This window comes from Cupriavidus sp. 05N38, from assembly GCF_056397345.1.
Window position 1 is genome coordinate 71,524 of sequence record NZ_JBFTNF010000013.1, and the last position, 19,441, is coordinate 90,964.

Annotated in this window: 21 protein-coding genes; 14 read left to right on the forward strand and 7 right to left on the reverse strand. The window is 60.6% G+C overall.

What is annotated here, in order from left to right:
• The first annotated feature begins 32 nt into the window (after window positions 1–32).
• The 7 genes from AC1DK4_RS12730 (at window position 33) to AC1DK4_RS12760 (ending at window position 5,157) form a co-directional block, all read left to right on the forward strand.
• Window positions 33–350: a hypothetical protein gene (locus tag AC1DK4_RS12730; RefSeq protein ID WP_477115647.1), complete on the forward strand. Its 318-nt coding sequence runs from the start codon at window positions 33–35 to the stop codon at window positions 348–350.
• A 373-nt stretch (window positions 351–723) separates the two neighbouring features.
• On the forward strand, window positions 724–1,017 hold the full coding sequence (locus tag AC1DK4_RS12735) for a hypothetical protein (protein ID WP_477115646.1): 294 nt from the start codon (window positions 724–726) through the stop codon (window positions 1,015–1,017).
• Window positions 1,014–1,244, forward strand: a complete 231-nt coding sequence (locus AC1DK4_RS12740) for a hypothetical protein (protein ID WP_477115645.1) — start codon at window positions 1,014–1,016, stop codon at window positions 1,242–1,244. Before AC1DK4_RS12735 ends, AC1DK4_RS12740 begins: the two co-directional genes overlap by 4 nt.
• On the forward strand, window positions 1,241–1,702 hold the full coding sequence (locus AC1DK4_RS12745) for a hypothetical protein (RefSeq protein WP_477115644.1): 462 nt from the start codon (window positions 1,241–1,243) through the stop codon (window positions 1,700–1,702). Before AC1DK4_RS12740 ends, AC1DK4_RS12745 begins: the two co-directional genes overlap by 4 nt.
• 243 nt (window positions 1,703–1,945) lie before the next feature.
• Complete coding sequence (locus tag AC1DK4_RS12750) at window positions 1,946–3,340, forward strand: primase-helicase family protein (protein ID WP_477131565.1); 1,395 nt, start codon at window positions 1,946–1,948, stop codon at window positions 3,338–3,340.
• Window positions 3,341–3,538: 198 nt separating this feature from the next.
• Window positions 3,539–4,159: a hypothetical protein gene (locus tag AC1DK4_RS12755; RefSeq protein ID WP_477131566.1), complete on the forward strand. Its 621-nt coding sequence runs from the start codon at window positions 3,539–3,541 to the stop codon at window positions 4,157–4,159.
• 365 nt (window positions 4,160–4,524) lie between these two features.
• Window positions 4,525–5,157: a recombinase family protein gene (locus tag AC1DK4_RS12760; RefSeq protein ID WP_477115641.1), complete on the forward strand. Its 633-nt coding sequence runs from the start codon at window positions 4,525–4,527 to the stop codon at window positions 5,155–5,157.
• Between the two features lie 649 nt (window positions 5,158–5,806).
• Here the strand turns inward: AC1DK4_RS12760 and AC1DK4_RS12765 are convergent.
• From AC1DK4_RS12765 to AC1DK4_RS12785, 5 genes are all read right to left on the reverse strand, one after another.
• Complete coding sequence (locus tag AC1DK4_RS12765) at window positions 5,807–6,391, reverse strand: abortive infection family protein (protein ID WP_441650315.1); 585 nt, start codon at window positions 6,389–6,391, stop codon at window positions 5,807–5,809.
• Between the two features lie 194 nt (window positions 6,392–6,585).
• On the reverse strand, window positions 6,586–8,289 hold the full coding sequence (locus AC1DK4_RS12770) for an ATP-dependent nuclease (RefSeq protein ID WP_441650316.1): 1,704 nt from the start codon (window positions 8,287–8,289) through the stop codon (window positions 6,586–6,588).
• A gap of 138 nt (window positions 8,290–8,427) precedes the next feature.
• The gene (locus AC1DK4_RS12775; RefSeq protein ID WP_441650317.1) at window positions 8,428–9,264 is read right to left on the reverse strand and encodes a DUF4393 domain-containing protein; all 837 of its coding nucleotides are present in this window, start codon (window positions 9,262–9,264) and stop codon (window positions 8,428–8,430) included.
• A gap of 114 nt (window positions 9,265–9,378) precedes the next feature.
• The gene (locus AC1DK4_RS12780) at window positions 9,379–9,723 is read right to left on the reverse strand and encodes a hypothetical protein (protein ID WP_441650318.1); all 345 of its coding nucleotides are present in this window, start codon (window positions 9,721–9,723) and stop codon (window positions 9,379–9,381) included.
• Window positions 9,724–10,134: 411 nt separating this feature from the next.
• On the reverse strand, window positions 10,135–10,434 hold the full coding sequence (locus tag AC1DK4_RS12785; protein ID WP_441617198.1) for an antibiotic biosynthesis monooxygenase family protein: 300 nt from the start codon (window positions 10,432–10,434) through the stop codon (window positions 10,135–10,137).
• Window positions 10,435–10,736: 302 nt separating this feature from the next.
• Between AC1DK4_RS12785 and AC1DK4_RS12790 the strand changes: the two genes are divergently transcribed.
• The 4 genes from AC1DK4_RS12790 to leuA all read left to right on the forward strand — a co-directional run bounded on the left by AC1DK4_RS12790 (window position 10,737) and on the right by leuA (window position 15,740).
• Window positions 10,737–11,042 carry a FeoA family protein gene (locus tag AC1DK4_RS12790; RefSeq protein ID WP_441617196.1) on the forward strand — a complete coding sequence of 102 codons (306 nt, stop codon included), beginning with the start codon at window positions 10,737–10,739 and terminating at the stop codon, window positions 11,040–11,042.
• A 19-nt stretch (window positions 11,043–11,061) separates the two neighbouring features.
• Window positions 11,062–12,933 (forward strand): ferrous iron transport protein B, encoded by a 1,872-nt coding sequence (feoB, locus tag AC1DK4_RS12795; RefSeq protein ID WP_441617194.1) that lies wholly within the window; start codon window positions 11,062–11,064, stop codon window positions 12,931–12,933.
• An 18-nt stretch (window positions 12,934–12,951) separates the two neighbouring features.
• Window positions 12,952–13,266, forward strand: coding sequence for a DUF6587 family protein (locus AC1DK4_RS12800; protein ID WP_441643341.1), 315 nt, complete (start codon window positions 12,952–12,954; stop codon window positions 13,264–13,266).
• Between the two features lie 776 nt (window positions 13,267–14,042).
• Window positions 14,043–15,740 (forward strand): 2-isopropylmalate synthase, encoded by a 1,698-nt coding sequence (gene leuA, locus AC1DK4_RS12805; protein ID WP_441617375.1) that lies wholly within the window; start codon window positions 14,043–14,045, stop codon window positions 15,738–15,740.
• 187 nt (window positions 15,741–15,927) lie between these two features.
• Here leuA and AC1DK4_RS12810 read toward each other — a convergent pair whose 3' ends face one another.
• Window positions 15,928–16,095: a hypothetical protein gene (locus tag AC1DK4_RS12810; protein ID WP_441617190.1), complete on the reverse strand. Its 168-nt coding sequence runs from the start codon at window positions 16,093–16,095 to the stop codon at window positions 15,928–15,930.
• Here AC1DK4_RS12810 and AC1DK4_RS12815 point away from each other — a divergent pair.
• Window positions 16,094–16,744, forward strand: a complete 651-nt coding sequence (locus AC1DK4_RS12815) for an OmpW/AlkL family protein (RefSeq protein WP_441617188.1) — start codon at window positions 16,094–16,096, stop codon at window positions 16,742–16,744. The two genes, AC1DK4_RS12810 and AC1DK4_RS12815, sit on opposite strands and share 2 nt — an antisense overlap.
• 155 nt (window positions 16,745–16,899) lie before the next feature.
• On the opposite strand, the gene AC1DK4_RS12820 is transcribed toward AC1DK4_RS12815, so the two are convergent.
• Window positions 16,900–18,396 (reverse strand): AMP nucleosidase, encoded by a 1,497-nt coding sequence (locus tag AC1DK4_RS12820; protein ID WP_441617186.1) that lies wholly within the window; start codon window positions 18,394–18,396, stop codon window positions 16,900–16,902.
• 172 nt (window positions 18,397–18,568) lie between these two features.
• Here AC1DK4_RS12820 and AC1DK4_RS12825 point away from each other — a divergent pair, with 172 nt between their 5' ends.
• Entirely contained in the window at window positions 18,569–18,958 is a 390-nt protein-coding gene (locus AC1DK4_RS12825; protein WP_420997467.1) for a GNAT family N-acetyltransferase, read from the forward strand.
• 30 nt (window positions 18,959–18,988) lie between these two features.
• Window positions 18,989–19,423 (forward strand): EamA family transporter, encoded by a 435-nt coding sequence (locus AC1DK4_RS12830; protein ID WP_441617183.1) that lies wholly within the window; start codon window positions 18,989–18,991, stop codon window positions 19,421–19,423.
• Window positions 19,424–19,441 lie beyond the last annotated feature (18 nt).

Here is a 19,441-nt window from a genome sequence, read left to right on the forward strand (position 1 = left end):
GACACAGCAAGCACATCACAAAGGACTCACCCATGGACCTCACGCCCAAGTATCACCCTAGGACGCAGCACAGCCTGCCCTACTACCAAGCCATCCTACTCAAYCTGATTGAAGGCATCAGCCGCAATCTGTCCCAGCAGCAAATCGCAGATATCCTGAACCAGAAGGCTTTGCTGTCTCCCTACGGCAAACCTTGGACTGTGGCGGCTGTGCGCAAATCCATTTTCAAACTCAGGCACTCTGACACCGAACCCAGCAAGTTACACGCGGCTTTGATGCGCCTGTTCTTCTGCGGAATGATTACGCGCGACCAAGCGAACGTGCTCATCACCCCTAGCCGCGTGCTCTAAGCCTCTGCCGCATTCGCGGCTCCCGCAGTACCTCTTCCATCAATTTCAAATGCATCTCCGTGCGAATCCATCGCTACGGCTGGGCATCCTATTACCTAAAGGAAACAACAATGATTCCACGCGACATTAACAATATCGTCGGCTATATGAGTGTCAAAGACCTGTCTGAGTATCTCAGTCGCAACCCTATCGATACCAACTTATCGTCAATCCAGATTCGCTGGGAACTAGAACAAGAGCTAGGTGCATTCGTCAACATGGGCAGTTTAGTCCTGGCCGCCCTATTGTGCGGGTATTCGTGCAGTCCCGGAGGACATAACCGGGTTTTCAAATTCTCTAAGGCTCACTAATTTCAAATACTAAGGAAAAACTAATGACAATCGTATATCAAAATTGGCGGGACATGGTCCCTGCATCGTACAGTCCTGCATCTGCGGCGTATGCATTCAAGGAACTACAAGAACAGGCAAAGAGTGACGCCACCCGCAAGTTTCTCATAGAAGAATATTATCAGTCTCTCAGGGCTCGACGTCAGATTGACGTTGCAACGCATCTTCAAGCAGGGGCACGGTACGACGCCGCTCTCCGTCTCCTCACCGAGGATTATTATCAGTTTCTCATTTCACAACGTCAATCTGGCGTTGAATCACACAAGGAAAACCAATGAAACCAAATCTTCGTAAGAACGCTGCACCCGCCAGCACGACCAGCAAACCTCAAGCTACAGCTACATCACTGTCATCTACAGAGTTTCTTACTCTCAGCACGTTGATTAGCAAATTGACTGAGCGTATCGACTCGCTCACGGCACAGGTTCAAAAAATCACTGCTGCCCAGCCCAACGAATCAAAAACCATTAAGAAAGTTGTCTACAAACAAGGAATCGCACAATGAACACACCCACAATGCCCTCAGACCTGCCATCGGATCGTTACATCACCCGTGCCGAGCGTCTGGCCCATCAATCTCAGATTGACGACTATGTAGCGCACTGCCGCGACATTGAAGCCAAAGAGCGCGACAAACATAAGCGTGCCGAACCCACCGGACCACGGACGCTTACCGATACAGAGTACGATGACTTTAAGCGCCAGCAATGGGAAGCTGAGCAAGCACGACGAGCCGAACAGCAAGCTGCTGAGAAAGCTGAGACAGATTCTAGGAAAGCTTTCCTAGAATCGACACCAGCGACTGTAAATATCGTATCTGCCAATGACTTCCAATTTTTGATGGAATTTGCACATCGTGTGCGACAAGGTTATGAACTCCATCCGCATAGCGTCACTAGCTTTGTTTTGGGCTGTTACTCCGCAGATATGGTCCTGCCAGCCACCAAGGCTAAAGCCAAGTAATCAACCTGAGGGCCGCATGGTGCGGCCCTTTCTCATTCTACGGACCCATGACCATGACAAAACATAACCACCAGCGCATCACCACCGCTAGCGGCCTGGAACTACTCCGTGCGTATGTCTACCTGCCTGAATCGGTATGGAATGACCTTTACGCCGTCTCCAAGGACTCAGGCATCTCAGCATCACAGTACATCTGCAATCTCATTACCACTGCCAACAATGGCACAGTCGAAAAGGACAAACATGACAGCACAACCCTCTCTGTCGCTCGTTCCGAGTGATGCCACATCGGCCACAGCCGCTCCATCCAAATCCATCACCTTACTTGATCCCAAGGACGCTACAAAGCTGTTTGCCGACTTTCTGGTAGAACAGTCGTGGTGCATCAAAGTTTCCTCATACCCTTTCGAAGCAATCCACACTTCCAGTAATGAGACCGGCGCTGTAGAAGCCTTCAAGCTGGAGTTCACAGCATGGGCTAGGGCTAACAACGTTCGGGTCCGGACAGATGACTACCACGGATTCCTGAAGCAGCTTGATACCCGGCTTCTGTCCCACCTGCCGCGCATCTACGGCAAAGCCTTCAGACCTGTAGGCCAACGCTTTTTTCAGTATCACGGCGTCCTGTTGGCTAACACCTTCGTGCCGTTCAAGCCAGAGCTTCCCGCTAAATTCGAGATGCCCGACATCCTGAGGCGATACCTTCAAGTCGTTCTGATGACTGACCAAGACAGAAAGCACGTCACACAGGTGATGGCTGACATTGTGCAGAATCCCTGCCGTCGCCCTCAGCATGGCCTCATCGTCACTGGTGAGCAGGGCACAGGTAAGTCCACGCTCTTCCGCATCGTCCGCGCCGCCCTTGGTGGCCGCCACGTCTACGATGGAACGTATGGCTCCGCACTCTCTTCATTCTCGGAAGTTTTCGTCAAAAATCTGCTTGTCGTAGTCGATGACGATGTAGGAAGGAAGGACACCTACGAACGTTTGAAAAGCAATATCACCAAGACCGAGACTTCAGTCGAGATCAAAGGCGTTCAGGAACGTGTGCAGCGGGAAGTGTTTGCGAGGGTGTGGGTGTGCTCCAACTCCCGCTGCCCTCTGCCGGGATTCCCTGCCGGCGACAGGCGCTTCTATGTCACGGAGTACAACGAGCATAGGGTTAGCCCGGAAGATACGGCGGCATTCTTCGAAGAGTTCAATGATTGGTTTGAACTGCCCGACACTCCCGCAGTGCTTCGCCACTGGCTGCTGTCGGAAGACCTGTCGGACTTCAAGCCGGGTTCCACCGTCAAGACTGAAGCCCACGCACAGATGGCGGGACTGAGCACACCGCAACTCGATACCTTGATTGCAGAGTACGTGTCTTCCGGCCTCACGGTGCATAACGTTGGACTTGTTACCTATCTCCAAGAGAACGGGCACAAGAGCACTGATCCAGACAAGATCAAGGGGATCATGGGTTCCCTGAACTATGAGGACAGCCGCCGCGTCGTGCCGGGTTGTGGCGAGAAGCAGCAGCCGTTGTGGCAGCCCATCCCGAAGGGTAAGAAACGTGCCCCGCCGCTGACGGAAGAAGAGATTGCCAACATTCAAGCTGTGGCGTGCCCCGACTTTCAGAACCCTGCGAGTCGCTAATGCAACGCTAATGCAGTGCTAATGCACCACTAATGCAAAGCACAGAAAACTGCAATCCCTTGCTGGAAAAGAGTTTCCGGACGATTCGCACGGCTAATGCAGCTAATGCAATGTTGCGCAGACTCTCTATTAATTACGAAGTGCGAAAGCACTGAAGTTGGGCTTGCCCCGAGCTACAGACATACACAGGAAATTTCAATGTTCAAACATACACCCGGCGCCGCTGGCGCTATCCACCGTAGTGCAGCCGAGGCGGGCATGAGCTACGTGCTGATGCCGCGCGGCATCCTTCCCCACGATGCCTACTACCCGCAGACATTCACTGATGCCCATGGCGCTGAGTTCGCAGCCATGTCGGACTTTCAATGTCCCGCCACCGGTATCTACATCGAGTCGAAATCTGGCCTGATGAACGGATTGAAGAACAAGGCCAATGCTGACAAGGCCTTGTCTCGTTTCGAAGCCGACTGTGCCAAAGGTTTCATCACCAGCCGCAACTACAACAAAAAGAAGCTGGAAGCGTCATGGTCAGCCAGTGTCCCCAAGTTCAGTGCTGTCCAGCACCAGCTAGCCGAGGCTGGCGGCTGTGTAGTGCTCATCTTTGACAAGGCGCCAGACGCGAAGACAGTGGGCCGCCTGGACAGAGCAAAGGTGTTCTGGTGCATCGTCGGAGATGAACACTTCCGAAAGTTCATGTCCTTCCACACGTTGGCTCGATATGGCTTCGCCACCAGCTACACCATTGATGGGCATCTCTTCACGACAGAGGCGACAGAAGGAAGATTTGGTTACACCGCTTCGCGCGTTCAATCTTCTTAAAGCAACTCTGTTGCATCTGAGGCGCCTTCTACGGGCAATATCCGCCAAAACAGGCCGATTCCAGCCTCATCGCACCGTCAACGTGCACCCGCAATCCTTGATTACCCATCGATAAATGGCCTAAAACAGCCATAAGAAGGTAAAAAACCTTTAATAATCAATAGGTTACGATTTGTCAAAGCCAGGCATTGCGCATGTACATTGCCACAGCCTAGCCGGGCACTGCTGCTCCCTCAGGCATGGCTCACACGGTATGCCCTGCTGAGCCACTACAAAGAGCCATATTCCTTGGCTCAATAGGGTTGACAGTCTGTGAGCCACCATCTAGTATTGAGCCATTAACCCAGTGAGCTAGGTGAGCCAGCATGAAACTCTACTACGGACGTATCTCCAGCACGGATGGCCAGTCATCGGCCTCTCAGTACGACGACGCGAAGCAACACGGTGTAGACCGCAAGCACGTGCACATCGATGAGGGTGTGTCTGGTTATCACGTTGCTCCCTTGGATCGTGCGGAGTGGAAGCGGATCGAAGACAAGCTGTCGAACGGTGGCGTTCTGGTAGTGCGCTGGGTTGACCGTATCTCGCGCCGCTACGATGAGCTACATGCCACCATGCAGCGCCTTATGGCTAATGGTGTACGGGTGGAGTGCACACTTAACAATATGGTGTTTGATGGCGCTGCTACTGACGCCATCGCTAAGGCCACTCGTGACGCCGTGCTCGCCTTCATGGCTGCCCAAGGCGAAGCCGACTACCTGAACCGTCGTGAGATGCAACGGCGCGGTATCGAGACTGCCAAGCGTACCAATCCTGAGAAGTACCAAGGTCGTGCACGAGCCGCAGACGCTGCCTCTGTAGTGGCATGGCGCCGTGAGCATGGCGCATCCATTGCAGCCACGGCAGAAGAGTTCGGCATCAGCACTGCCACCGTCAAACGGTACATGCTGCTGTCTGTTGCTGCATCCGCTCCCATGCAGGACTGGGCCAGCAAGTGAGGGGCCTCTACGACGCCACCACAGCCCCCTAGCTGCATCAGCCCAGCCCAGCCTACCCACGGCACTCCCGGCAACGATGGCGTGGCTGTGGGCCTTGTATATTTCAGAGTTTTGGCTGATGGCGGCCCCCCTACGCCGTGGCGGTTAAGTGGTCCCACCGCCCTCGCAGATATATTCGCCACAGCGTTTTCCACTTCTGCCAAAAGCCACCCCACCCGCCCAAAATTTGGGAAGACTCATTCGCGCCCACCCTTGCCTGCCTTCGTTCCGACAGCAGCACAGGCTTGCTCAATACACCGCGTATGGTCGTATCAAGTGGTAGGCCGCCGGTATCAAGAACACGCCCAATGTGGGAAGGAGAAATGGTCTTGGTGATGCGTAGGTGTCCGCATAGAACCGTCGCCCTGCCTTGGAAGCAAGAAACCACGCCAACACTCCAGGCACCCATATTAAGTGAGGACCGTCGAGCAGCAGTCCCCATGCAACCCCGTACGCAATGGCGATGGGGATACAAAGGAGGCTGAGGATGATCGGCCTCTTCCTAGTCTCTGAAAACCCAGAGCTATCGCCTTGAGATTTGAGGCAGCCCAAGACGAGTCCGCAAAGGAAGCCGCAGAGCGCAACAAATGCCAGTGCAACAAGATACGTTTCAATTGAGGTCATTGCTTGGATTTCGTGCTTCGAACGTTTGCAGCAAGTAGAGCGCGAGTGCACCAGACAGATTGACTGCAAGTTCTGCATGCCGTGGAGCCGGCTTGACCGCTCGTTTCCCCGTGCCATGCGCATCGCTCAGCCTATTCCTAAGGGCACCAAGCCCCTCTACAACGGAATGGCATCCGCCGAGAATCTGCTTGAAGACGTCCTCAGTATGTTGGCTGGGAGCGAGGTTCAGCGCCTTGGACGTGAGGCGGTACAGGTGCGGCAATTCCGGTGAATCTCCGTAATCTACGGACACCTCATCCAAGATGTGCTTGCATGTTGTCTCAAGCAGAGTGCGAGCAATCGTTATGGCCCCTGCCGGGTCCGTCTGCCTGCGTTCTAACGCTTTCCGCCACGCCGCCTGTAAGTGGTCGGCATCAAACCTCTCAATTGCGGCTGTTACGACATGATCGGCTGGCCCGGATGACGATTGCTCGATCATTTCGATGAGAGGTCGGAATTCATTCCACAGATACGTCCGACGTTCCGCGTACGAGGGGAATTTGTGCTTGATGAACTGCCAGAATTGGGCCAAGTCTCTGCAAGTTCTTACGAATTTCGGAATCAGAGGGGCGTACCCAGTCCGTTCAAGTAGGGAAGCCCGTAAGCCGCCGTAATCGCCCTCATACGCGGGCCCGTTGGTAGCCTGCGACACGAGAATATTCTGAAGTAACTCGACCTCTTCCAACAGCCTCTCTCGTTGATGCATGCCCCCTCCCCGTCCCATTCTCAAACCCTGATGAAGCGGGATACAAACTGCCTCGCCTCCGCCAACTCTGGCGCAGCCTTGAGGTTGTTTCCGTGCTTCTCCAATACAGCGGCAACCCAAGCATTCTTTTCTTCGCTTTCCTCGACAACGAACGATTCAAGCTCACCGTTGGGCACAACGAACAAACCCAATCCCGCAAGGGCATCGAGCAGACGCTGACCGGCCGGCTTTGCGTCGCGCGAAAGAACACCAATTCCGCTTTCCTTTGCTCGCGCATTTCCCACCGAGACTTTGAGAACCTTCTGCATCTCGCTAAGAATTTTTCGTGGCACCTCGTCCTGCCCGACATCTATCCCTCCGAGAACCGCGAGAGCCTTGTCTCGGAACGCCTCTGGCGTTGTCTTCCCTAGCGCATCGATTGATGCCTTAACAGCCCGATAGTCAACCTCAAACGTATCCTTGACGCCGCCAAGCGCCTCSACGATTGGCCACAACTGCGCAGGGGTACACAGTACGTCAAAATCAACCACTGCGGCCACGGGCACGTCAAGGCTCTTTAGTGCTCTGACCAGCTTTGAAATCCCTCCCTTTCCGCCGGACTGAACAAACATCATGTCGCGTGCATAGGGATGCTCGTCCTCGTCCCGCAGAGCATCTGCAATCGCGCCATAAAAACGACAATCTCCCTCGGCCTCACAAATAACCACCTTCTCGTGAAATGCACCGTCTAGGATGTTCGAGTACCTGAGAGCCGGGTCGCCCCAGACTTCCCTGATTTTGTCGGGAGTGAGTTCTGACACATGATTTTTGTCAGCGACCCTGCGAAGGCGCAGCACTCTTAGCGGGCGATCCTTAGCCTCAAGCGCCCCCCTAAGAAAGTCCGCACTGTGTGTCGCAATGAAGACCTGCCCATCTGCGTGTTCCTCAGCGATTCGCTTCCCAAGTTGTCTGGCCTGCGGAGGATGTAGAAAAGCCTCCGGCTCGTCTACTAGCGATATCGCCTGATGGCCCAAAAGTACGTGCATCAAGACCCCGACGAATCCACGCATTCCATCGCCTTGAACATCGAGGCGGGGAGCGTTGCGAAGCCGTTGCCGATAATCATCGTTCATAACATTTTCGCCTTCCTGTGGGACAACATTCGGCCCAACGTGAAGAGGAATTGTTTGTCCCGCAAAATGATCAACAGCGATCTCCGTACCGAACGCCCGTTTGAACCAGCGAGCAAGCTTACCCATTGCAGCATTATCTTGATGGAGATAGTGCATCGGGTGATTCGGCTGTTGCGCTCCAAAATCTATCGACTGCTGTGCCTGAGCAAGGGACAGGCGCGTACTCGCGTCAATATAGACGACAAACCAGTTAAACAACCCTGAAAAACCGGGGTTGCGGAAGAATTCAGTCACCGTGTACGGATTGGCACCCTGCCCCGCCCGAAAGTAGTGATCCGGCGGGGTCCCCGGCATTGGCTTGCCCACCTGCCGGACAAAATCCCACACTGACTGCTCATCCGCTGGCTTACCAACCGTAATGTCAGTCAATACATAGGCCGCCGGAATTCCGCCGACGCTTTGCAGCCTGCCTACCATTTCCCGCAGAGTTGCACTCTTACCCGCGTTATTGGGCCCAACGATGATAATTACATCGTTCTTGCCAAATCGCACGGCCTGCCCACCACTGAAAGAAAGACTTTCAATACTAACACCAACCGTATTCTCTGGCATTACAGTAGCCCTGTAAGATTAAATACCCAACACGACCGGCACTTAATAAAGTATTCGTCGGGGGGGCGGGCAAGACCAAATTCGCAAGGCCACCAGACCCCGCCTCGCGACAATCGCATTTGCGAATTTCCAAGATTTTCAGTCCCTCGGCTGTCCTTCCTTGTCCAAAATGCAAGCTCGACCAAACTGACTTCCAAGGTCTGTCATCTTCACTATGCCTTTCTTGATCTCGCCCTTGCGTCCTGGCGTTTGGGATATGCGTTGCAGTATCTCTTGGACAGTAGCAGCGCTCTCAATTTCTTCGTATGCCTTCGGGTCAGTCAAGAACTGATCGTAGTCAACTTTGATAAGCCCAAGGCGATCAAGATTATCGAGGTATGTCGAAAGCAAACCCGGGTGCTCGCATTGAGCACGCGTTGCGAGGGACGTCACATTCCGGTGCAGCACGTTATAACCGCCGCCATTCTCAATGTTGCTGTGAATACTCGCAATGGCAATGAAGTCCCAAGCGGTGACAAGGTACTTCATGACTTTTGCCTCGTCCGGGCACATGTTCTTGATGATGTCCACAAAGCCCGGATGCGCTCGGTATGCCGTGGCTTTGTCCATCGACGTCGCCAGTAGATTCGCGTACAAATCGGAGAGCGATTCTTCGGCGCCGGTATAGCGAAGGGCCTCAATAGCCGGGACAGCGATGTGCGGCTTGGGCTGCTGGATTTCCCCCGGTGGCACGTTCTCAAGCTTCTTGGCAACCCGCTCACGGACAAAATCCTTGATCTTGTCGACGCCCCATATCAGCCCCTCCACCGGGGCGAGAGCGGCGTTGACGGCCTTGGCTACAACGGCCAAACCCTTCCCTAATTCCTTCGCGGCTGGCTGAAGTGCATCTTCATATACTGGGACTTTGTCGACAATCTGCCCGATTGCTTTTGCGATTTCAGTTACGGAACCGCCGTCTTTTTTGTCTTCGGCCACGCTGACCTCCCAGTCAGTCCGAGTCTTAGAAAATGCACTTTAGCACGCAAGCTGCACACTTCGACTCAGTTGCGGCGCCTGCTTTCACTGGCGCCACTGCCTCCCGGCTTCTTGTTATCTAGGCATGTAATGAAACATGAAGTAGGTCGATACGGGCCAGCCAATGAATGCTGCAACGCTCAGCGGCAGAGTGCCCACCATCCGCTCAACGAGTACACCAGGGAAGCTGGCAGCCAATCCGATAGCGAAGATTACGAACGGTGCCCACCAAGTGACAGCCCAGCCGTAATAGCCGAGATAGACCAGTCCCGTGAGGGTTCCGGCAAGAGCCGACAGGCCCAGCACGAAACCAAAGACTTGATTACGTCCGCGAAAATTCCGTAGATGCAGTTGCTGGTAGAAGATGCAGACTGCGAAGACGCAATAGAAGGCTATCGAAGGCCATGAGAGTACGTTCATCGGTGCCGTTTCCAGTTGAAATCGGAGTGCACCGTACCTCACAGCCTGAGGATTCGCCATAGCACCGTTGCAGGGATTGGTGCGCAGAAAAGGGTACGCACACAAAAGCACACTTCTTACACAGGCGCTTACATGAAATCCAGCACATGCCAACACGCTTACATATTTATCTCATAACCCATTGATTTATAAGCTATTGTCAGATCTACAAAAGAAAAATGCCACCTGCTTTACCGGCAAGTAGCATTGTCAAATACGCGTGGAACGGGGTGTTCAGCGTGTTTCCAGCTTACCCCCTGCGTCCCCCTGGACCAATAACGCAATTGCGTTATTCCCTTCCCCCCGCCAGGGAGGGGGAGCTTTCAGGCGGCTTTCGGGAACCGCAGCCCCGCCGCGGCGGACCTTCCGCGCTCAGAAACCCTCGACCGCGATGCTCACGTGCCCCACGTCGGGCGCCGAGGCGAAGTGTTCGCCGACCAGCTTGCGCCATTCGCTGAAGTCATCCGATTCGCGGAAGTCCACCATATGGTTTTCGACCGTCTCCCACTTCACTTCGAGCGTGAAGCGCGACGGGGTCTCGATCGAGCGGAGCAGGCGCATGCCATGGCAGCCGCGCGCGCGCCTGAACAACGGCGCAGCCTGCGCGACGGCCGCTTCGAATGCCGACTCCGAGCCGGCTTTGATCTGGAATTGCGCGATTTCAAGGATCATGGTCTTCACTCCGTGTCTGTATGTCGTCGTATTGGCCGGCGGACGGCGACGCTGCCGCGCTGCGGCCATGTGCCGACTCGCATTCTATGCCCGGGCAGGATATGCTGTTGCGCCTTTGCCGCCGCACCTCGCGCAGCGGCCTGCCAGAAGCCCCGCAGGGCAATGCCGGGATCGCGACGGGCACGGCGAAAACCAAACGTACAAAGGCAAATCGGCTACAATGGGAACGATTTTCATTTACCAACCCTGGCGTGAGTTTGCCGACCGCGTGCCGTGCCYCGCGCCTACGGACTGGAAGCCCCATGCGGTTGTCTGAACTTCCGCGGCGCACTGCCGCGGTCATCGTCTCTGTCGATGACACCTCTCCCAACGATCCCGTAGCGCGCCGCCTGCGAGAGCTTGGCTTCGTGCCCGGCGAAGCGGTGCAGGTCATCGCGCTGGGCCCGTTCGGCATCGATCCCCTCGTGGCACAGGTGGGCTTCACCCGCTTTGCCCTGCGCCGCTCGGAAGCGGCGCGCATTGCCGTGGAAGCGGTGAGCGCTTCCGTCTCCAGCATCACGCCGGCCGCGCAGCCAGACGCGCCCGCCGCCAAACGCACCGCTGCCTGAGCGGGCACCTGCCAAGAATATGTCCGTCGCTTCTCCGACTTCCGCCGCCCAGCGTCCCGCCTTGCGCGTGGCGCTGGTGGGCAATCCCAACTGCGGCAAGACCGCGTTGTTCAACCGCCTGACCGGCAGCCGCCAGAAGGTAGCCAACTACGCCGGCGTCACCGTCGAGCGCAAGGAAGGCCATTTCGTCTCGCCGGCGGGTCGCCAGGTGCGCGTGCTGGACCTGCCGGGTGCCTACAGCCTGCACGCGGCCAGCCTCGACGAGGCCATCACGCGCGATGTCTGCCTGGGCCGGCGCGCGGGCGAGACGCGCCCGGACCTGCTGGTATCGGTGGTGGACGCCACCAACCTGCGCCTGCACCTACGCTTCGTGCTGGAACTGCGCCGCCTTGGCCTGCCGATGGTGCTGGTGCTCAATATGAGCGACGCGGCGGCGCGGCGCGGCATCCATATCGACCGCGACAAGCTGGCGGCCGCGCTCGGCGTGCCGGTGGTGGAGACCGTCGCCGTCAAGCGCGACGGCGCGGCCAGCCTGCTGGCCGCGCTCGACGCCGCCCTGCCCGATGCTCCGCCGGCGGCCGCCGAACCGGCTTCGGACCTGGACGTGCACCAGGAGGTCAAGCGCCTGCTGGAAGCCGCCGTCACCATGCCGGCGCGCACCGCCGCCATGGACGACCGGCTCGACCGCATCGTGCTGCATCCCGTGTTCGGCCTGGCGATCCTGGCCGTGCTGCTGTTCCTGATGTTCCAGGCCGTGTTCTCGTGGGCCGCGCCGCTGATGGACGGCATCGAAGGCGGCGTGCACTGGTTCGGCGAGCTGATCGGCAGCCACCTGCCCGAAGGCATGCTGCGCAGCCTGCTGGTGGACGGCCTGATCGCCGGCCTGGGCAGCGTGGTGGTGTTCCTGCCGCAGATCCTGATCCTGTTCCTGTTCATCCTCACGCTGGAAGAGTCCGGCTACCTGCCGCGCGCGGCCTTCCTGCTGGACCGCCTGATGATGGGCGCGGGCCTGTCCGGGCGCTCCTTCATCCCGCTGTTGTCGAGCTTCGCCTGCGCCATCCCCGGCATCATGGCCACGCGCACGATCCAGGATCCGCGCGACCGCCTGACCACCATCCTGGTGGCGCCGCTGATGACATGCTCGGCGCGGCTGCCGGTGTATGCGCTGCTGATCGGCGCCTTCATCCCGGCGCGCACGGTGATGGGCATGTTCAACCTGCAGGGGCTGGTGCTGTTCGCGCTGTAYGTGGCGGGCATCGTCAGCGCGCTGGCGGTGGCCTTCGTGCTGAAGTATTTCCGCCGCGACCGCACCGACCACCCGCTGCTGATGGAGCTGCCGTCGTACCGCATCCCCAACCCGCGCGACGTGGCCATCGGCCTGTGGGAACGCGCCCGCATCTTCCTGTCGCGCGTGGGCAAGGTGATCCTGACGCTGACGGTGCTGCTGTGGTTCCTGGCCACCTTCCCGTCGGCGCCGGCGGGTGCCACGGCCCCGGCCATCGACTACAGCTTCGCCGGCATCATCGGCCGCGGGCTGGAGCACATCTTCGCCCCGGTGGGCTTCAACTGGCAGATCTGCATCGCGCTGGTGCCGGGCCTGGCCGCGCGCGAGGTTGCGGTGGGCGCGCTGGCCACCGTCTACGCGCTGTCCGGCAGCGAGGACGCCGTGGCCAGCCAGCTCGCGCCGATGATTGCCACGCAGTGGTCGCTGGCCACCGCGCTGGCGCTGCTGGCGTGGTTCGTGTTCGCGCCGCAGTGCGTCTCCACGATGGCGGTGATCCGTCGCGAGACCAACTCCTGGAAGGTGATGATCGCGTCGACGCTTTACCTGTTCGGCCTGGGTTACCTGGCCGCCTTCGCCACGTACCGCATCGCCTTGCTGTTCAGCTGAAACAACGCCGCCGCTGCCATGAGCCTCTATCACGCCGTCGAAACCCTGCTGGTGCCGCTGATCGTGCTGGTCTGCGCGGTGTCCGTGCTGTCGCGCTACGCGCCGCGCACGCGCGAGCGCCTGAAGGCCTGGCTGGCGATGCAACTGGGCGCGACGGCGGCCACCGGCTGGCGCCGGCGCGCGGTCGCGTGGCTGGCGCCGCAGGCCGCGGCCGGCTGCGCCAGCGGCTGCGACAGCGGCGGCTGCAATACCTGCGGCTCCAGCACGACGGATGCCGGCGCGGCCGAATCCGGCAAGGGCGAACAGGTGGTCCGCTTCGTGACGAAGCGCTGACGAAAGCGCTGACGTAGCGCTGAAGACGCGGCCGCAGCGACCGCCGAGGCGGCGCCGCCGAGGCACAAGAACCGCGCAAAAGCCGCGCGGAACGTGCCCGGGAATGCAGCCCGCCATCCACGCAGAAACGGGTACGCTCTGCGATTCCCGGCCGCCTTTTCACGATCCGCAGCGGCTCTGCTGCGGCATTGGCGCCCTTCTTTTCTCCCGCTTCCTGTTCTTCGGTTGAGCGCGCGGAACTTGCGTGCGTCGCCGCACATGCCCGCCACGGGCGTCGTGGCAGGCGGCTTGTTGACGCTGGCGCGGCCCGTGCACTATGCTTGCGGAACGCCACGTATCGCCGCAGACCCGCAGCACCTTGCTTGCAGGCCCCTTGTCTGCACTGAACCGCGATACCTGTGATACCCGCGCAACCAGACTATCCAGCCGATGCAACAGACCAGCTGCCACCGCCGCCAAGCCGCCGATGCGACCCGCATCGGCGCGGCCGTGCGTGCATCCGGCCTGGCTTGCGCATCGGTGCTGGCCGCTTCGCGTCTGTCCTCCCCGCTACTGCTACAACTACCGATCGGTTGCCGGGCCTAGCGCCTCGTGGCAGTTCGGCAGCCTCGCGCCACCCTTTTTCCCGCCTGAGCGTTCCTGCGCGCGCATTCCGCCGATTCTTCGTGCGCGGATTCTTCGTGCGCGGATTCGTTGTGAATTCCGCGCCCCGCGCGGCACAGGCGCATCCCAGTCTTGCCCCTTGCAGCTCCCCGCGAGGAAGGAGAACCGTCATGATGTTGCGCAACCCCGCCACCAAATATCGCCCCGCCACCGCCGTCGACCTCAAGGACCGCACCTGGCCCAACCAGCGCATCGAGCGCGCGCCGGTCTGGATGAGCACCGACCTGCGCGATGGCAACCAGGCCCTGATCGAGCCGATGAGCCCGCAGCGCAAGCTGCGCTTCTTCGAGCAGCTGGTGAAGATCGGCCTGAAGCAGATCGAGGTGGCCTTCCCCTCCGCGTCGCAGACCGATTTCGATTTCGTGCGCATGCTGATCGAGGAGGACCGCATTCCCGCCGACGTGACCATCGTGGTACTGACGCAGGCGCGCGAAGACCTCATCCGCCGCACCATCGATTCCGTGCGCGGCGCCGCGCGCGCGGCCGTCCACCTCTACAACCCCATCGCGCCCGCATTCCGCCGCATCGTGTTCGGCGCCAGCCGCGAGGAGGTCAGGGAGATCGCACTGGAAGGCACGCGCCTGATCAAGTCGCTCACCGACGCCATGCCCGAGACCGCGTGGACCTACGAGTACTCGCCGGAAACCTTCAGCATGACCGAGCTCGATTTCTCGCTCGAGGTATGCGATGCGGTGTCCGCCATCTGGCAGCCCGGCGCGGCGCGCCCGCTCATCCTGAACCTGCCGACCACGGTGGAATGCAGCACCCCCAATATCTTTGCCGACCAGGTCGAATGGATGCACCGGCACCTGGCCCGGCGCGACGAGATCGTGCTGTCGGTCCACCCGCACAACGACCGCGGCACTGCCGTGGCCGCGGCGGAGCTTGCCGTGATGGCAGGCGCGGACCGCGTGGAAGGCTGCTTGTTCGGCAACGGCGAACGCACCGGCAACGTGGACCTGGTCACGCTGGCGCTCAATCTCTACACGCAAGGCGTAGACCCCGGACTCGACTTCTCCGACATCGACGAAGTGCGCCAGTGCGTGGAGCACTGCAACCAGCTGCCGGTGCATCCGCGCCATCCATACGCAGGCGACCTCGTCTTCACCGCGTTCTCCGGCTCTCATCAGGACGCAATCCGCAAGGGCTTTGCGCAACAGCAGCCCGATACCATCTGGGAGGTGCCATACCTGCCGATCGACCCCGCCGACCTCGGTCGCAGCTACGACGCGGTGATCCGCGTCAACAGCCAGTCAGGCAAGGGCGGCATGGCCTATCTGCTGGAGCAGGTGCATGGCATCTACATGCCGCGCCGCCTGCAGATCGAGTTCAGCCGCGCGGTGCAGGCGATGACCGACGAGAGCGGGCTCGAGGCCAGCGCCGACGACCTCTATGGCCTGTTCGGCCGCGAGTACCTCGACGCGCAGACGCCGCTGCGCTACGTGGGCCACCAGATGGTCTCTGACAACAACGGGCAGGTGGAGATCGAGGTAACGCTGCAGCGCGAGGGCAAGCCCGTGAGCGTGCGCGGCAGCGGCAACGGCCCGATCGATGCGTTTGTCGGGGCGTGCGCGAGCGTGCTGGATATACCGGTACGGGTAATGGACTATCACGAGCACGCGCTGTCGTCCGGGGCCAATGCCAGCGCGGCCAGCTACGTGGAAGTGCGGGTCGGGGATTCCGCCACCGGCTTCGGCGCCGGCGTCGATGCCAATATCGTGGCGGCATCGCTCAAGGCGGTGGTGTCCGGCATCAACCGGCACCTGCGCGCCGCGCAGCCAGTGCGGCGCGAGCGGGAAATGGCTGCCTGAGGGCAGGCCGCCATCCGGGGCATGCAGAAAAACCGGTGTGCCCCGCCCCCACGGGGCACACCCGGAAAGACGCCTTTGCGGGGCGCCCACGACATGCTCCTTGCTGTGACTGTGTGCACAGCGTAAGGCCCGTCGCCGCGCGCGGCCACGAATATTTGCGCATGTCCTTAGAAGTCAGGTCCGGCAATCAAAATGCGTATTTGCGCCGCCGCTCCGCAGGCCGCTGTCGCAGCGTCACGATGCGGCGCGCGCGTGCAAAAAGCCGATGCCGTTCTTCTTGCTCTCGGTCAAGGCTCGCATGGGATCCCTCCGCCACACTGTGCGTGAAGTTTCCCATCACCGAGCCAACCATCATGAAGAATCGCCTGTCTGTCCGCACTCGTCCCGCCACCACCGCTGTCGCCGTCATGGCCATGTTCACTGCGCTCGCCGCCACGCCAGCCGCAGCGGCAGAGGAAGCCCAGGGCAACTGGATGGTGCGCCTGCGCGCCACCTATCTCGACATGGCCGACAAGTCGGATCCCATCGGCGGCGTCGGTCCTTCGGACCTGATCACGGTGAACAACAAGTGGATCCCCGAGCTCGACGTCACCTATTTCTTCACGCCGAACATCGCCGCCGAACTGGTGCTGACGGTGCCGCAGAAGCAGGACGTCTACCTGGGCGGCAGCAAGATCGGCACCTTCTCCCACCTGCCGCCGGCCTTGCTGGTGCAGTACCACTTCCTGCCCAACGGCACCTTCCGTCCCTATGTGGGCGCCGGCATGAACGTCACGCGCATCTGGGGTGCCAACCTGGCCAACAACTCACTCTCGCTGGACCGCTGGAGCGTGGGCCCCGTGCTGCAGATCGGGATGGACTACAAGCTGACGAAGAACTGGTTCCTGAACGCGGATATCAAGAAGACCTGGATCTCGACGGACGTCAAGGCCGCAGGCGTGAAGCTGTCGAACGCGAGCCTGGACCCGTGGCTGTTCAGCATGGGGGCGGGTTACCGCTTCTGATGCGGGCGGTCGTTGCGCAAGATCCGTTGCGCAAGATCCGTTGCGCAAGAGCCGTAGCGCAAGACCCGGCGTGCAGCCGGCCGCCGTCGGCACAGGCAGCGCAGGGGACGTTCATCGCCCGCGCCGCCGGCTTCCGGGGCCTGGCCTGCCGCGCCTTACCTGAAGGCAGGCTCGTCGAAACTGCGCAGCTTGCGCGAATGCAGTTGCTCGGCCCCGGCCTCGCGCAGGATGCGGATCGCCTCCAGGCCGATGGTCATGTGCTGGCTCACGCGCTGGCGGTAGAACGCGTTGGCCATGCCACGCAGCTTGAGCTCGCCGTGCAGCGGCTTGTCGGACACGCACAGCAAGGTGCCATAGGGCACGCGCAGGCGGAAACCGTTGGCCGCCACGGTGGCGCTTTCCATGTCGATCGCAATCGCGCGCGACTGGTTGAAGCGGGCGTATAGCGACTTCGACTTCAGCTCCCAGTTGCGGTCGTCGGTGGAGACCACGGTGCCGGTACGCATGCGCGTCTTCATCTCGCTGCCGGACAGGCCGGTGACGCGTGCCACGGCTTCCTGCAGCGCGACCTGGATCTCGGCGATGGGCGGCACGGGCACCCACGGCGGCAGGTCGTGGTCCAGCACGTGGTCGTCGCGCACGTAGGCGTGCGCCAGCACATAGTCGCCGAGCTGCTGCGAGCGACGCAGGCCGCCGCAGTGGCCCACCATGAGCCAGCAATGCGGGCGCAGCACCGCGAGGTGGTCGGTCATGGTCTTGGCATTGGACGGGCCCACGCCGATGTTGACCAGGGTCACGCCGAGGCGGTCCTCGCGCACCAGGTGATAGGCGGGCATCTGCGGCAGCGCGCGCGGGCGCAGCGCATCGTCGGGCTCGGGCGCGCCGCGTTCCTGCACTACGTCGCCGGGTTCGACGAAGCGCGCGTAGCCGTCGGCGCCCTGCTCGTCCCCGGCCGCCATCAGCGAGCGGCCCAGCGCGATGAACTCGTCGACATAGCGCTGGTAGTTGGTGAACAGCACGAAGCGCTGGAAATGCTGGGGCGCGGTGCCGGTGTAGTGATACAGCCGCTGCAGCGCGAGGTCCACGCGCTCGCCGGTAAACAGCGAGAGCGGCCACGCCTCGCCGGGCACGGGTTCGAAGGTGCCGTTGGCAATGGCATCATCGATGCGGCTCAGCTCGGGCAGCACGAAGGACGCTTCGAGTTCGCGCGCCTGCGTGTAGCTGATATCGGTGGTGGAGGCTTCGATGACGAAAGGCAGCGGGATCGGCCGCCGGCTCACGCCGACCACCACCGGCACTCGGTGGTAGCGCAACAGGCGCTCGATCTGGTCACGGTAGTAGTCGGCCAGCAGGTCGGGCCGCGTCACCGTGGTGCCATACACGCCCGGGTAGGCCACGGTGCCCCACGAGGGCCGGCTGTCCGTCACCATGGTCTCGAGGTTGACCGAGATGCCGAGGTAGGGGTAGCAGGCGTGCGCCGCGGACGGCAGCGGCTGACCGCGCGCGAAGGCGTCGAAGCGCGCGCGTATCGCGCCGACCGAGGCCTCGTAGATTTCGAGGATACGGGCCAACGCCGCGTCGGCGTCGCTGAACTCGGCCAGCTGATCGGCCGGGTGGGCGGAAGAGAAGATCGAGGCATTCATGGCAAACATGATACCCCGCCTCGGAGTGGGCGCAACATGCCAGGCGGCAAATTGACGGGCCTTCGCGCGCTCGCTACACTGCCTGCAGTCTTTGGCGGCCCCCGCGCCGTCCTCGCCTCGAGACGCCCCCCCAAAAGAAGGGCAGCGCCGAGTTGCTGTATGTGCTTGCATGGGAGCCCCGATGGAAATCCGCAATCTGCTGCCCGATGAGATCGAGGCTGCCAGACAATTGCTTGCGGCCAACGGCTGGGCACACAGGGTGGCCAACACCGAGCGCTTCGCCCGCCTGATCGCCAATTCGCAGCGCGTTGCGGTGGCGGTCGACAATGGCGAGATCGTCGGTTTCGCGCGTGCCCTGTGCGACGATATCTCCAACGGCTACCTGTCGATGGTGGCCGTGGCGCCAAGCCACCGGCGCCGCGGCATCGGCCGCGCGCTGGTGCGCCACATCGTCGGCAACGATCCCGATATCACCTGGGTGCTGCGCGCCGGACGGTCCTCCGAGGCGGCCTTCTTCGGCCAGCTCGGCTTCGTGCCCTCGCTCGTGGCCATGGAGCGCCGGCGCCTCTGAGCGCGCCGCAAACCGCACAGACACGATCCTATGGCCTCCTCGACCGGCTGGTTCCACTGGGCGCTGCTCTCGGCGGTGTTCGCCGCGCTGACGGCGATCTTCGCCAAGATCGGCCTGGAGGGCATCAACTCCGACCTTGCCACGCTGGTGCGCACCGCGGTGATCATTGTGGTGCTGAGCGCCTTCGTGGTGTTCACCGGCAAGTGGAGCAACCCGCTGGCGCTGTCGCCCCGTACCTGGGTCTTTCTCGTGCTTTCCGGCCTCGCCACCGGCGCTTCCTGGGTGTGCTACTTCCGCGCGCTCAAGCTCGGCGAGGCATCCAAGGTCGCACCGGTGGACAAGCTGAGCCTGCTGCTGGTGGCGGTGTTCGCCGTGATATTCCTGGGCGAGCGGCCCAGCCTGCGCGAATGGGCCGGCATCCTGCTGGTGGGCGCCGGCGTGCTGGTGCTGGGCTTCAGGCGCTAGCGCGGCACCAGACCGGGG